Annotated in this window: 14 protein-coding genes; all 14 read right to left on the reverse strand. The window is 54.6% G+C overall.

Going from position 1 to position 13,377, the window contains the following annotated elements; translation table 11 throughout:
- Positions 1-315: 315 nt before the first annotated feature.
- The 14 genes from HF984_RS09875 to hpt all read right to left on the reverse strand — a co-directional run bounded on the left by HF984_RS09875 (position 316) and on the right by hpt (position 13,355).
- A complete protein-coding gene (locus tag HF984_RS09875) occupies positions 316-675 on the reverse strand; it encodes a histone-like nucleoid-structuring protein Lsr2 (protein ID WP_168615509.1) in 360 nt (119 codons plus the stop codon).
- A 199-nt stretch (positions 676-874) separates the two neighbouring features.
- Positions 875-1,072, reverse strand: coding sequence for a hypothetical protein (locus HF984_RS09880; RefSeq protein WP_168615510.1), 198 nt, complete (start codon positions 1,070-1,072; stop codon positions 875-877).
- Positions 1,073-1,180: 108 nt separating this feature from the next.
- Positions 1,181-2,638 (reverse strand): lysine--tRNA ligase, encoded by a 1,458-nt coding sequence (gene lysS / locus HF984_RS09885; protein WP_168615536.1) that lies wholly within the window; start codon positions 2,636-2,638, stop codon positions 1,181-1,183.
- Positions 2,639-2,737: 99 nt separating this feature from the next.
- Positions 2,738-3,658 carry a pantoate--beta-alanine ligase gene (gene panC / locus HF984_RS09890; protein ID WP_343947622.1) on the reverse strand — a complete coding sequence of 307 codons (921 nt, stop codon included), beginning with the start codon at positions 3,656-3,658 and terminating at the stop codon, positions 2,738-2,740.
- Positions 3,659-3,691: 33 nt separating this feature from the next.
- Complete coding sequence (locus HF984_RS09895; protein WP_168615511.1) at positions 3,692-4,588, reverse strand: Rossmann-like and DUF2520 domain-containing protein; 897 nt, start codon at positions 4,586-4,588, stop codon at positions 3,692-3,694.
- 198 nt (positions 4,589-4,786) lie between these two features.
- On the reverse strand, positions 4,787-6,364 hold the full coding sequence (locus HF984_RS09900) for a PH domain-containing protein (RefSeq protein ID WP_168615512.1): 1,578 nt from the start codon (positions 6,362-6,364) through the stop codon (positions 4,787-4,789).
- Entirely contained in the window at positions 6,365-7,027 is a 663-nt protein-coding gene (locus HF984_RS09905; RefSeq protein WP_168615513.1) for a PH domain-containing protein, read from the reverse strand.
- 68 nt (positions 7,028-7,095) lie between these two features.
- The gene (locus tag HF984_RS09910) at positions 7,096-7,626 is read right to left on the reverse strand and encodes a DUF3180 domain-containing protein (protein ID WP_168615514.1); all 531 of its coding nucleotides are present in this window, start codon (positions 7,624-7,626) and stop codon (positions 7,096-7,098) included.
- The gene (gene folK, locus HF984_RS09915) at positions 7,623-8,129 is read right to left on the reverse strand and encodes a 2-amino-4-hydroxy-6-hydroxymethyldihydropteridine diphosphokinase (protein WP_168615515.1); all 507 of its coding nucleotides are present in this window, start codon (positions 8,127-8,129) and stop codon (positions 7,623-7,625) included. The genes HF984_RS09910 and folK overlap by 4 nt, the downstream gene beginning before the upstream one ends.
- On the reverse strand, positions 8,126-8,545 hold the full coding sequence (folB, locus tag HF984_RS09920; RefSeq protein ID WP_168615516.1) for a dihydroneopterin aldolase: 420 nt from the start codon (positions 8,543-8,545) through the stop codon (positions 8,126-8,128). The genes folK and folB overlap by 4 nt, the downstream gene beginning before the upstream one ends.
- 264 nt (positions 8,546-8,809) lie before the next feature.
- Positions 8,810-9,700 (reverse strand): dihydropteroate synthase, encoded by an 891-nt coding sequence (gene folP / locus HF984_RS09925; protein ID WP_168615517.1) that lies wholly within the window; start codon positions 9,698-9,700, stop codon positions 8,810-8,812.
- Between the two features lie 90 nt (positions 9,701-9,790).
- Positions 9,791-10,381 carry a GTP cyclohydrolase I FolE gene (gene folE, locus HF984_RS09930; protein ID WP_168615518.1) on the reverse strand — a complete coding sequence of 197 codons (591 nt, stop codon included), beginning with the start codon at positions 10,379-10,381 and terminating at the stop codon, positions 9,791-9,793.
- Positions 10,381-12,549 carry an ATP-dependent zinc metalloprotease FtsH gene (gene ftsH / locus HF984_RS09935; protein ID WP_210729698.1) on the reverse strand — a complete coding sequence of 723 codons (2,169 nt, stop codon included), beginning with the start codon at positions 12,547-12,549 and terminating at the stop codon, positions 10,381-10,383. The genes folE and ftsH overlap by 1 nt, the downstream gene beginning before the upstream one ends.
- A gap of 254 nt (positions 12,550-12,803) precedes the next feature.
- A complete protein-coding gene (gene hpt / locus HF984_RS09940; protein ID WP_168615519.1) occupies positions 12,804-13,355 on the reverse strand; it encodes a hypoxanthine phosphoribosyltransferase in 552 nt (183 codons plus the stop codon).
- Between the last annotated feature and the right edge of the window lie 22 nt (positions 13,356-13,377).

Raw genomic sequence — 13,377 nt, forward strand, 5'->3', positions numbered from 1 at the left:
GGCTCCACCAAAGCCTGGGGTACCGAACCCCGGTCGAGGTGGAAACCGATTTTTGGAAGCAGAACCCGCCGCAAGTGATAATAGAAATCAAGGCAAATGCCTAGGAACAAAACTCGGGGCACTTCAATATGAGCATTAAAAACCCATGTCAGGCATCAGCTCGACGAACCCAACCAGTTTTTTCTCCTGTACCCATATATGTTAGGTTTTGTACACCATTTGGTAGTTATTAATTAGATTACCGCGCAACAAAACATTAAATAAAAAATCGGGGCTACTCAGCGAGCATCCCCGATTTTAAAAAACTAACCTAGTTTAGTTTTCACCCTTCATAGCTGCGTAGTACGCATCCTGAATATCCTGGTGGATACGACCGCGATCAGAAACATCGTAGCCATTTTCCTTAGCCCAAGTGCGGATAGCCGCAGTATCAGGGTTACGCTTAGCAGCGCTGGTGTTAGTGGTGCGTGAGCCTGCGGGACGGCCGGGTGCACGGTTACCCTGCACACGACGTGCCTTTGCAGCGAAAGGACGCACAGCATCGCGCAAGCGAGCAGCGTTCGCGCTCGACAAATCGATTTCGTACTGACCACCGTCAAGACCAAAACGTACAGTTTCGTCTGCGGGACCGCCGTCGAGATCATCTTCAAGAATGATCTTAACCTTTTGAGCCATTACAGCTTCCTCCTGGTAATAAAATCCATATCGTTTGGCACAGGGCAACACAAGCTTCAAGGTGCTGATTCTTCAAGCAACGTCACAACAAATTAGCTCAAAGTCTACAGACCGCATTTAAAATGTAATTCCATAGTAACAATAGAATTAGAAAATCCACAATTTACAATTCTATTACGCAGGAAAGAATTAAATTATTTTATTTAGATTTCCACTCTTCAAAAGGACGGCGGGTGCCTTTTGAATTCTTCACCGACTCATACCAAGCCGCCGCATCGTCCTGTGCGTCCTTCTGAGCCTTACGCTCGGCACGATCAGCGCTACTAATCCAGCGCAGAATCAGATAAAGAATAACGCCCGCAAAAACCGAGGGAATCAGTGCAATCAGGTACTCCACGAAAATTCTTCCTTCACATCAGATAGCTCTTATCTACGATAGCCCCGCGTCCAGTGCAAACAAAAACGCCGCCACCCACACAGTGGATAGCGGCGTTCCTCTAAAGCCTTACTCAGCCTCGGGCTTCATCAGCGGGAACAAAATAGTCTCGCGAATACCCAGGTTGGTAAAGAGCATAATCAAACGGTCGATGCCCAAGCCCAGACCACCCATGGGAGGTGCACCGTGCTCAAGAGCGCGCAAGAAGTCATCATCAAGCTGCATCGCTTCGTCATCGCCACCTGCAGCCAGCTTAGACTGCTCGGTGAGACGCTCACGCTGAATCACGGGGTCAATCAGTTCGGAGAACGCAGTACCGCGCTCCATACCGCCAATGATGAGATCCCACGCCTCGATGATTGAATCATCATCACGATGCGGGCGGGCCAGCGGCTGCGCTGACGGCGGGTAATCGTACACGAAGGTGGGATTAATCAGGGTCGGTTCAACGATTTCGCCAAAGAGCTCAACAACCAGCTTCTCCGCATCCCACTTGGGATCAAAATCAACCTCGTGATTGTTCGCAATAGCCTGCAAATCAGACAGCGAAGTAGCAGGAGTGATCTCCTGACCAACAGCCTCAGACAGTCCGGGGTAGACGCCAACCCACTTCCATTCGCCTGACAGGTCGATAGTGCCCTTGTCAGTTTCAATCTGGTGTATGCCCAGCTCATCAGCGCAGGCAAGGATAATTTCCTTGATGCGCTCTGCCATCACGAACTGATCAGCGTACGCCTCGTAAGCTTCCAAAGTGGTGAACTCGGGGCTGTGAGTTGAATCGACGCCCTCGTTGCGGAACACGCGTCCAATCTCGTACACGCGGTCAATACCGCCCACAACAGCACGCTTGAGGTAAAGCTCAGTTGCAATACGCAGCGTCATGTCCTGATCAAAAGCGTTCAAGTGAGTCTCGAACGGACGCGCCGCCGCACCACCGTGAATCAGCTGCAAAATCGGGGTCTCAACCTCAATGTAACCGCGATTCTCAAGAACCTTACGCACGGTGCGGGTAATCTTCGCACGACGTAGCACAGTCTCACGAGCCTCATCGCGCACCATCAAATCAAGGTAACGCTGGCGTACACGGGTCTCTTCGTTCAAATCCTTATGCAAAGTAGGCAAAGGACGCAGAGACTTAGACGCCATCTGCCAGCTATCAGCCATAATCGACAGCTCACCGCGTCGTGACGAAATAACCTCACCGTGAACAAACACGAAGTCACCCAAGTCAACGAGTGCCTTCCAGTCGGCCAAAGCGTCCTCACCAACAGCAGCCAAAGAAATCATGGCCTGAATGCGAGTACCATTACCAGCCTGCACGGTAGCAAAGCAGAGCTTACCGGTGTTACGAACGAACACAATACGACCGGATATACCAACGATCTCACCGGTTTCATCGCCAGCCTCAAGCTTATCTTCATACTTGGCACGAATCTCATCGATGCTGTGAGTTACAGGCACACCAACGGGGTACGCCTCGCGGCCAGATTCAATGAGCTTCGCACGCTTTTCCATGCGAATCTGCATCTGCTCTGAAACTTCTGAGAAAGTCTTAGTATTCTGCGGTGCTGCAGTGATTTCTTCTTGTGTACTCACCTATGAACCTAACGGTAGGGTAACGAATCTTTAGCTTAGTTCCATGTTGTCGATGAGGCGGGTTTCACCGACGTACGCTGCCACCAGTGCCAGAGCTCGCTTGGAGTCCTCGGTGGGGGCTGCAAAGTTTTCGGGATCTACGACCTCAAGGTAATCCAATCGCACGTTGTCTTGACCGTTGATGTAGTCACGCGCCGATTTGAGGTCGAGACGGTCAAAGCCGCGAGAGATGCTCTGCTCACGCAGCAATGCCAGCGTGCGTGAAAGCACCAGCGCCGCTTCGCGGTCTTCATCTGAAAGGTACTGATTGCGAGATGACAGCGCAAGACCGTTATCCTCACGAACAATAGCCACAGGCTTGATAGTCACAGGATGGTTGAAATCAGTCACCATACGCTGCATCAAAGACAGCTGCTGAGCGTCCTTCTGACCAAAGTACGCAAGGATCTCGTGGGTGCCCACGCATCCTTCAAGAATATTGAAGAACTTATTCACAACGGTCAGAGCGCCGTCAAAATGTCCGGGGCGGGTCTTACCTTCAAACAGGTTGCCCAACTCGCCACTCGACACAGTAATCAGAGGAGAACCACCGGGGTACATCTCATCAACAGAAGGCGCAAAAATGATATCAACGCCAGCCTCAGCCGCCACCTTTGCGTCGGCCTCAAGCGTACGAGGGTAGGTCTCAAAATCTTCGTTAGGACCAAACTGAAGCGGATTCACAAAAATCGATACCGCAACCACAGCGTTCTGCTCGCGAGCGCGACGCATCAAGGTCGCGTGCCCATCATGCAACGCACCCATAGTGGGGATAAAACCAAGACGGGCAGCCTGCGCGGGCTCCTCCTCGGTTGCAGACGCATCAAAAGCGTCCTGCGCCGCAGACAAAGCGCGGGTTACAGCGGTCTGAAATTCTTCCGTGGTCCGGGTAATCACGGGTTGGCTCGTCACGATGTGAACGGTCCTTTCAAAGATGAGTGTGCGTTAGCTATCTAAGGCCTCAACAATGCGCGAGTACTGCTCATCGTTAAGAGCTCCCTTCGCGTGTGCGCGTTGCGCAGTTGCGCGTGCTAAAGCACGGTAGGAGTCCAAGATATCCTTCGCGTTTTCTTCCATAGCAAAGCCGGTCAAAACCTCGGTGTGAGACTCAACCGTGCGGGAATCACCGCGCACCACCGGCCCAGTGAGTGCTGATTCACCGGACGCCAGTGCGTTATCTAACGATGCACGCACCAGCGGCTCAAGGTAGCGCGCTGGGTCTTCGATTCCCAGCGATGCCAGAATTTGCATCGACTGTCCCGTAATGGTCACGAGATGGTTCGATGCGTGGGCTAAAGCCGCATGGTAAAGCGGTCTATCACCTTCAGCAATAATAACGGGTTCACCGCCCATTTCCACAGACAGTGCCTGCGCTATGGGCAAAAATGGGGCGGGTCCCGTCACGCCAAAACTCGTGTTTTGCAGTCGGGCGAGGTCAAGTGAGAGCCCGGTGAAGGTCATCGCCGGGTGAATAGCAAGCCCAATTGCGCCGCGATTTGTCGCGGGTTCAAGCACGCCCACACCGTAGCGTCCTGACGTGTGAATGAGAATCTGCCCCGACTGTAGCTGCGCGTGTTCAGCGATCCACGACACCAAAGGCGGCAAAGAATCGTCGGGAACTGCGAGCAAAATTACTTCTGATTTTTCGACGATTTCCGTAATCTCCATGAGCGGAACACCGTCGAGAAGGGACTGCGCGCGCTCCTGCGATGCCTCAGATTTTGCGTACACGCCGACGATGGCGTGACCGGCGCTTCGCAGAGCCGCACCGAGCACCGCGCCAACTTTGCCAGCGCTAATAATTCCGATGCCGAGGCGGGCAGGTTTGAGGTAATTGCTCATGGGGCACCAGTTTACACGGGTGGGCTGAACGTCTTACGGGGAACAGAGTTGCATAACTACGCCCGAAACTCTCAACCCAGGGGTCAAAAAGGTCTCATTTCGAAGGTTTCCGGCGTAGTTATGACGCCGCTTGGGATGAAATCGCCGTTTTGGGTGGGATATCGCACCCAAAACGGTGATTTCGCACGGGGTAAAGGGTTAGGGGGACGCCGGACGCACGCCCAGCTGCGCCTGCCGCACAAACAGTGCACGCGCCACGGTTGCGTCCGCGTTCTGCACCGTGGCAGGGTAGCTGGCAGAATGCCCGGCAACATCCACGCTCAAGTGCGCCACCGACCGGCGTCGAGCAAATGGTCCCTGACTCACACGAATACCCTGAACCTTGCTGTGCGGTACCAGAACTAGACGGCGCACCGCCCAGCCACCGCGAACCATCAACAGTGCGGGCAGAATCGCAAACCCATTGCGTTTATAGGTCAGCCAATTGAAGACGCGGGCACGCCGCGGCGACACCGTAAACCCACCGGCAGATCCACTGCCCACCAAGCCAGCTCGCAAAGCCTCAGCGTCCGCGCCACCAGAACCAGCGCCGGGAACCACCAGCGGCAGGACGCGCGCTAAATCGTCAGCAGTGCCCACGGGCAGTAAGTACCCCGTAAAAGTGTTCTCGGTACCGCCTTTACCGGCAAGTGCCACCCTCACCTGATACCAGCCTTTGAAGCGCCACAGTAACGGCTGGCTGACAGTAATAGATTGGACGCGCCCCGCAGGCACGGTCTGTGTGGTGGTGTCGGTGAACCCGTAACGGGTTTTCAGCCCGTCGGGGCTGGTGGAAAGCCTGAAGTTATAACCGGTGTTGAACTTCTTCCACAGTGTCGAGCCCATACCTGCAATCAGCGCAAAATTCGCAAAGAGAATACTCACCAGCGACGCCCCGGTAAAGAGGGAAAGCCCCACAAAGAACGCCACTCCCAGCACTGTTACGCAGGTAGTAAAACTCAACAGAACGGACGCGATAAGACGCGCAACCGGAATCTTGAGCACCGGTGTTTCATCGGCATCTTTGAGTCCCGGCCCGAGGTTGGTGGCAACGTGTTCGCGAAGACGCTCCCGCCTAGTGGGTTCCGTGTGCTCGGGCTTCCCATCACCCAGTGAGGAAACCGCGTCCGTTACCGGGGCCAAGTTCTCTCCCGCGTCCGCCTCTTTGAGCGCACGCACCTGGCTCAGCAGTTGAGCGCGCAACGCACGAGCGTCCTTATATTTGAGAAACTTCACCGCCAGCGCCGAATGTGAGCCGTCAGCAACATCGAACTTAAGCTCAGCCAGCCCTAGCAAACGAGCCATCAGCGACCGGTTAATATCGATAGATTGCACACGGTCTAACCGGGCTTTACGCTCGGTTTTCGACAGGATGCCGCTGCGCACGTAAACGTTGTGGGCATCCACTGCGAAAAAGTAGGAGTACCAGCTGACAAAGTAGGGAATCAGCAGAACCGCAAAACCTACCAGTAGTAGCGCCGGTAGCCACAGCATCCCAAAGTTTTCAAAAATCGAAAGGACGCCAGGCAACTCCGGAGCCTGCGAAAAGTCGGGAATTTCGCGGTCATTTTGAGTGCCGATTTCAAAGAACTCGCGTCCGACAGTAAAAATAAAAACGAAGATAATCAGCCAGGCATTCACAAAGGGCGAGAGAATGTGCGCCCTGCGCCAGCGCAGTTCTTGCCGCGTTTTATCTCTTGACGCTGCGTTGAAAGTATCGATCTTTTCTTCACTCATTTACAGCCCCACCATTTTAGCATCGCTGAGTTCTGTCAGAGTTTCGCGCAGTCGCTGCGCATCAGCCTTTTCAAGACCGGGAATGGTCGTGCTTGCCGAAGATGCTGTTTTTACTTCTACGGATGCGAGGTTCAGCTTGGATTCGATAGGCCCGGATTTCACATCGACGTACTGGATGCGTCCGTAGGGAATGGCCCGCACTTCGTGAAACATAATGCCGCTACAGGTGAGCAGGTGGTCCTGACGCTCGCTGTAGCCAAGTGCTCTTACCTGCCGTTGGATGATCGCCAGATACCAGGTTTGAAGGGCAGCGACGATTCCAAGGATTCCCCAACAGACCCAGGGCGCCCAGTTCCACCAGTGCAGAAACTGCGTGAAGATCAGAGGGAGAGCCGCAAGTGCCACAATAATTAGTGCCCAGATTAGCCCCGTGATAAGGCGTGCTTTTGCGTAGCGCGGTTGTACGCGCTTCCAGTCAACGCCCGAAGGATCGATTCTGGCTGTTTTCAGGCCGTCGAGGTCAAGCGGTGGTAAAGTCGGTGCAAAAGTACGCGGCATGGGTTGAGGGGACGTCTCGCGGTGAGAATCCCACGGTGCGTTTCCAGCGATTCTGGGTTCAGAGTGCGCCGGTTCTGCGATGGGTGACAATTGCGGTTCAGTCATCGTATCTTCCTTGAAACGGGTATAGCTTTACCCCATATTCTCAAAGATAGATGCTGTTTTCATCGCCATTACGGACGAGATGAGTCATTTCGTGCGTACCCCGTGTCGGTTCGCGGCGCAGGCGTGCCTGGGTCGGACGCGTCGTCCCCGTCCTGTGGCGGGATCTTGCACATGTTCTCGGCGATCAACCCGCACACCAGCAAAATAATGCCGGTTACGATACCCAATACGGCAAAAAGGACGGGTTCCCATGATCCTCGGGCACTTAAAAGAGTGAGCTGAAAACCGGTGATAGCAACGTGCCATCCCGCGATCAGGGCACCGGAAAGAGCGCACGCCTGAGCGAAAATTGCCACGCGCGCAGCAAAAATCGGGGTCATATTAGGCACCTGAGAACGGCGGTCGCGGTCTTGAAATTTAGCCACCTGCGATCCGAAGTACAGAGCTAAAGCGCCCGCAATAACAGCGATCAGTAGCGTGGCAGGCGGCAGACCCAGCTCGGGGCCACCAGCAGAGACAGAAATACCGTTGAAAATTGCTCCCGCTAGCAAAGCCAGGGAGAGGCACAGAATCAGGGCACGCGCTCTGAGCTGGCTCATCCGCACACCACCGGGGCGGGAAAGAATTCGCGTATACCGTCTGCATCATCCGCTATCTCGGCGAGGTTGCGCACGGAGCTACCAGCAAGTTCAGCTTCAGGTTCCATACGAGCCCAAGGTTCCAGCACGAAAGCACGCTCGGCTGCACGCGGATGCGGCAACGTCAGGTCGGGCTCATCCATTTCTAAGGAAGCGTACTGGATAATATCGATATCCAGCGTACGAGGACCCCAATGAACCTCGCGCGTACGATGGTGCTTATCTTCAATGGTCTGGGTGAAACGCAACAGGTCAAAAGGACTGAGCGTTGTTTCGATGCGCAACACTAGGTTGACGAAGTCAGGCTGACCAGCGGGACCGCCCACAGGGGCAGTTACCGCGACGGGTGAAACGTTCTTAACCTCAATTTTTGGATGCGTGCACAAATCACCGATGGCGCGCATTAGGGTTTCTTTCTTCTCACCCAAGTTAGATCCCAGTGCTAAAAGAACCTCTACACTCATGCCTGCTTCTCCCTAAAAATCGTCACCGAAACATCGGAGAACGTTACTTCGATTGGAGCGTTTGGTTTATGGACAGTCAGTTCTAGAGCGTCAATTGCAAACCGGCTCAAAATAGTGGATGCGAGTTTTTCAGCGAGGGTTTCAATAAGGTCAACTGACTGTCCGGTAATGACCTCGCGGATCGTTTCAGCGACTTCGGCGTAGTTAGCGGTTTGTGCGATGTCATCGCTTGCTGAGGACGCGCAAAAGCTGGTGAACATGGTGACGTCCACAAAGAAGGGCTGCCCGGTTTTCTTCTCGGAATCAAGAACGCCGTGGCAGCCCACGCATCCAACGCCGGTGAGGGTGATGCGGTCAGCGAAGGAATAGCGCGAAGCGGTGCTCGAAGATTCATTAGAAACTGAAATTTCGGGCATTCAGCGTTCCTTCCCTTAGTGGATGTTCTCTAGTAACTGCTTACCTGTCATTATGGCTTTTTAAAATGATTGTCATTTTGTAGTGGCACGCACATTAATGGGGACTTCAGCGGAAGTTCGGCGTGTTTACAGGCTTGGCGAGTATAAGCGCAAAAACCGACTGAGGAAGATAACACAGGCAAGAGGTTAAGGTCACATTATTTTTGCGTTATAAAGTGCAATATTTCCCAAGAACAGATTAGGTTACCTAATTATCGGCCTGAGTTATCTTTGGCGATGGCGCAGAAAAGCTTTGGCAACCTGCACCGCGTCGGCGCTAGATGCAACATCGTGCACTCGCACAGCCCACGCCCCCTCAGCCGCTGCCAGTGCGGTGATAGCCGCCGTTGCGCCGTCGCGTCCTTCTGCCGCCGGGGCTCCGTATTCGCCGTTAGCCCCCGGACGCTGGCTCGCGGCTTCGGCCAACATTGTGCCGATAAAGCGCTTGCGAGACCCCGCCACCAAGACCTTATTCCCCAGCAGAGTCAGCTCGTGCGTTGCCGCGATAAGCTCCCAGTCTTGAACGCCGCCCTTTGCAAACCCCAGCCCCGGATCAAGAATAAGGTTCTCAGGCTTTACGCCAGCACTATACAAACGCTCACGTAGCATCAGAAGCTCAGCTTTCACCTCTTGAACAGTGTCGCTGTAGGTCGCATGCTCATCCATGGTCTGTGAGGTCCCCCGCGCATGAGTCAGAATATAAGGCACCTGCAATTCAGCAGCAGCCTGAACCATTCCGTCCGTCAAGCTCATACCCGAAACATCGTTAATGATGTGCGCGCCGGCCTCAATAGCCACGCGAGCAGTCTGCCAGTTGAGGGTATCAATGCTCATCACCGCGCCAATTTTTGCCAGCTCACGGATAACGGGCAGGACGCGGCGTTGTTCCTCCTCGATGCTCACACGGGTAGCACCGGGCCGGGTTGATTCACCGCCCACGTCAATAATGTCAGCACCGGCTAAGAGCATGGCGCGGGCGTGCTCCACCGCATCCTGCACCTCAAAATGTTGACCGCCATCGCTAAAGGAGTCAGGGGTGACATTCAAAATACCCATGACAAGGGTGCGATCGGTCGGCAGGTTCTCGACAGAACCCCAGCCGCGTACATCAGACATAACAACCTCGCTTAGCGCGAGAGGGGAGTTATGTTGCGTTGATAGGCCAAAACCTGCAACATAACTCCCCTCTCGCGGACATCATAATATTTAGTGCTTGCTCATGATCAGGCTCATTGCCTCGGCACGAGTTGCCCCGTCACGCAAGGCACCGCGCACCGCACTGGTGACAGTCTTTGCGCCGGGCTTCTTCACGCCGCGCATACTCATGCACATGTGCTCAGCTTCAACCACCACAATCACGCCCAAGGGGTTCAGGTGATCCACCAGAGCCTCAGCTACCTGAGTGGTTAGACGCTCCTGCACCTGCGGACGACGCGCAAACAAATCAACGGTACGAGCCAGCTTGCTCAACCCGGTGACCTTACCTTCATCACCGGGAATGTAGCCAACGTGCGCTACACCGTGAAAAGGCACCAGATGATGCTCGCACGTTGAGTAGAAGGGAATATCCTTCACCAGCACGAGCTCGGAGTGGCCGATGTCGAAGGTAGTGCTCAGGATATCCGCAGCATCCTCGTGCAAACCCGAGAAAAACTCGGCATACGCGCGTGCAACACGCGCCGGAGTCTCTTGCAAACCGTCGCGGTCCGGATTCTCACCAATAGCCAGCAGAATCTCACGAACAGCAGCTTCGATACGCGGCTGATCCACAGCGGTTACGTCGTCGCGCTCAGCCACTAGCGTCCACCGCCAAAGGGGTTGTTAATATCGGGGTTACCGTGGGGTCCCTCAGCACCAGGATGCGGGTGCGCGCCACCGTGCCCCGGAGTGGGATCGATGGTGGTGTCAGGGCCATTAGGTGTTGCGTCCGGATCTACCACGGGCTGCTGAACAATAACGTCGTCAGACTCTTCACCGTCGCCAGCCTTGCGTGAACCGGCTGCCAGCTCTGAGGGAGCCTTCACCGGGGGCAAGTCAGAGACGGTGCGGTTGTCTTTAGACAGCCACTGAACGCGCTCAGGACGCTTGCGCACATCGGCGAAGATGTCAGCCAGTTCCTTTTCGAGCAGGGTTTCTTTTTCAAGAAGCGCGAAAGCCAGGCGGTCGAGAACGTCGCGGTTTTCGGTCAGAATCTCGTGAGCCTCATCGTGAGCACCGGCGAGCAACTCGTAGACTTCTTGGTCAACGATGTACGCCAGCTCGTCGGAGTAGTTGTTGCTGTTGCCAGCACCGCCGCCCAAGAACGGATCAGATTCCTGCGCGGTCAAGCGAACCGAGCCAATACGGCTGCTCATGCCGTATTCGGTTACCATCTTGCGCGCGGTATCGGTCGCCTTCTGAATGTCGTTGGATGCGCCGGTTGAAGGATCGTGGAAGACGATTTCTTCAGCCGCGCGTCCGCCCATTGCATACGCCATCTGGTCGAGCAATTCGTGGCGGGTCGTTGAGTACTTGTCGTCCTCAGGCATCACCATGGTGTAGCCCAGGGCGCGACCTCGAGGCAGAATCGTAATCTTGGTGACGGGTGCTGAGTTGCGCAGCGCCGCAGCCACCAGCGCGTGACCGCCTTCGTGATAAGCGGTAATCTTGCGCTCGTGCTCACTCATGATGCGTGATGAACGCTGCGGGCCAGCCATCACACGGTCAATAGCCTCATCAATAGCGCGCTCATCAATGACGTTACCGCCGTCGCGAGCGGTCAACAGAGCTGATTCGTTCATGACGTTTGCAAGGTCCGCACCGGTAAAGCCGGGAGTACGCTTTGCAACGGATGCCAGATCAACGCGGCGGTCAATCGGCTTGCCGGTGGCGTGAACTTCAAGGATGCGCTGACGACCCTTAAGATCGGGCGCGTCAACACCCACCTGACGGTCAAAACGGCCAGGACGCAATAGTGCCGGGTCAAGAACGTCGGGACGGTTAGTTGCAGCAATAACGATGATGTTGGAGGTCCCGTCGAAGCCATCCATTTCAACGAGCAACTGGTTGAGGGTCTGTTCGCGCTCGTCGTTGCCGCCACCCATGCCGACGCCGCGCTGGCGTCCGACGGCGTCAATCTCGTCAACAAAGATAATTGCTGCGGGGTTCTGCTTAGCTTCTTTGAACAAGTCGCGGACGCGAGATGCACCCACGCCAACGAACATTTCAACAAAGTCAGAACCTGAAATTGAGTAGAAGGGGACGCCTGCCTCGCCTGCAACTGCCTTAGCGAGCAGGGTCTTACCGGTACCCGGAGGGCCGTAGAGCAAAACGCCCTTAGGAATCTTTGCGCCCAGGCGGGTGAACTTCTCGGGCTCAGCCAAGAACTCGCGAACTTCTTCAAGTTCGGCAAGAGCCTCATCGACGCCCGCAACATCAGCAAAGCGAACGGTGGGGTTGTCCTTATTGAACTTCTTAGCCTTCGACTTAGAAAAGTTCATAATCTGGGAGCTGCCACCACCCATGCGGGACATCAAGAACCAGAACACCAGCATCAGAATAAGAATCGGCGCAATAAATGAGAGCAACGAAGTAAACCAGTTGTTCTGCACCGGCTGATCGGTGTAGCTCTCAAGGTCAGCATTATTCATGGTGTCAACGACCTCGTTGGCGCGCGGCTCAACATAGTAGAAGGTCAGTGACTTACCGAGATTATCGCCCTCGGGGTTGGTGTAGTCATCCTTCAATTCGAGGTCTACGCGCTGATCACCATCGTGAATTTTTGCGCTGACAACCTTGTGATCCTTCAACAGGTTCATACCCACGTTGGTGTCAACGCGGTTAGTTGAAGAGAACAGCGGGCCGGCAAACATGCCACCCAAAATCACCAGTGCAACAATGACGAAGAACCAGGGACCGCTAAAAAGCCTAGCGAAAAAGCCCTTTTTGGGCTTACCACCCGGGTTCTTCTCAGAATTCTGAGCCAATTCTTACCCTCCGTTTGTGGCGGCGTCCCGCCATCTCGTAAAAACGCGTACCCTGCCATAGCAAGAGCTACACGTAGATATAAAGCTGCAACTATCCAATGTACCCAATAAAACTGGCAATTTGCTCATTGGTTTCAGGACTTCACCTCAAAGCAAAAAGAATATTGGGGGCTATATAAAAGCACCCGCGTCCTTTCATCAACGAAGGGACGCGGGCGCATCAAAAACTTCTATGCACTGTGAGTGCGGAAAGTTTATGAGTATACGTGCGGTGCCAGGGTTACGATGCAATCGAGGTTGCGGTAACGCTCTGCAAAGTCCAGGCCGTAACCCACGACGAACTCGGGTTCGATGTCCCAGCCCACGTACTTAACCTGAACATCGGTCTTGACTGACTTGGGCTTGCGCAGCAAGGTACAGATCTCAACGGAGTTAGCGCCGCGTGACTTGAGGTTGCCCTGCAACCACTGCAAGGTCAGGCCTGAGTCAATGATGTCTTCAACAATCAGAACGTCGCGACCTGACAGGTCGGTGTCGAGGTCCTTGAGAATACGTACAACACCGGATGACTTGGTGCCAGAACCATAGGATGAAACCGCCATCCAATCCTGGGTGTAGTGACCCTTGAGCGCGCGTGAGAGGTCTGCCATGACCATGATTGCGCCCTTGAGAACGCCTACCAGGAGGACGTCCTTGCCTTCGTAGTCAGCGTCGATCTGAGCTGCGAGTTCTTTGATTTTCGCGTCGATTTCTTCTTTGGAGAAGAGTACGTGCTTGATGTCGCCCTGTACGTCGTTTGCGTCCACAGTTATCTTCCTTGGTGCGAGG

The organism is Rothia terrae, assembly GCF_012396615.1.
Taxonomy (GTDB): Bacteria; Actinomycetota; Actinomycetes; order Actinomycetales; family Micrococcaceae; genus Rothia; species Rothia terrae.

Excerpts from the sequence above, each read along its gene's own strand:
- HF984_RS09875 (WP_168615509.1), bottom strand. The coding sequence starts at position 675 with ATGGCTCAAAAGGTTAAGATCATTCTTGAAGATGATCTCGACGGCGGT.
- lysS (WP_168615536.1), bottom strand. The coding sequence starts at position 2,638 with ATGCAGATTCGCATGGAAAAGCGTGCGAAGCTCATTGAATCTGGCCGC.
- HF984_RS09895 (WP_168615511.1), bottom strand. The coding sequence starts at position 4,588 with ATGAGCAATTACCTCAAACCTGCCCGCCTCGGCATCGGAATTATTAGC.
- HF984_RS09900 (WP_168615512.1), bottom strand. The coding sequence starts at position 6,364 with ATGAGTGAAGAAAAGATCGATACTTTCAACGCAGCGTCAAGAGATAAA.
- HF984_RS09905 (WP_168615513.1), bottom strand. The coding sequence starts at position 7,027 with ATGACTGAACCGCAATTGTCACCCATCGCAGAACCGGCGCACTCTGAA.
- HF984_RS09910 (WP_168615514.1), bottom strand. The coding sequence starts at position 7,626 with ATGAGCCAGCTCAGAGCGCGTGCCCTGATTCTGTGCCTCTCCCTGGCT.
- folK (WP_168615515.1), bottom strand. The coding sequence starts at position 8,129 with ATGAGTGTAGAGGTTCTTTTAGCACTGGGATCTAACTTGGGTGAGAAG.
- folB (WP_168615516.1), bottom strand. The coding sequence starts at position 8,545 with ATGCCCGAAATTTCAGTTTCTAATGAATCTTCGAGCACCGCTTCGCGC.
- folP (WP_168615517.1), bottom strand. The coding sequence starts at position 9,700 with ATGTCTGATGTACGCGGCTGGGGTTCTGTCGAGAACCTGCCGACCGAT.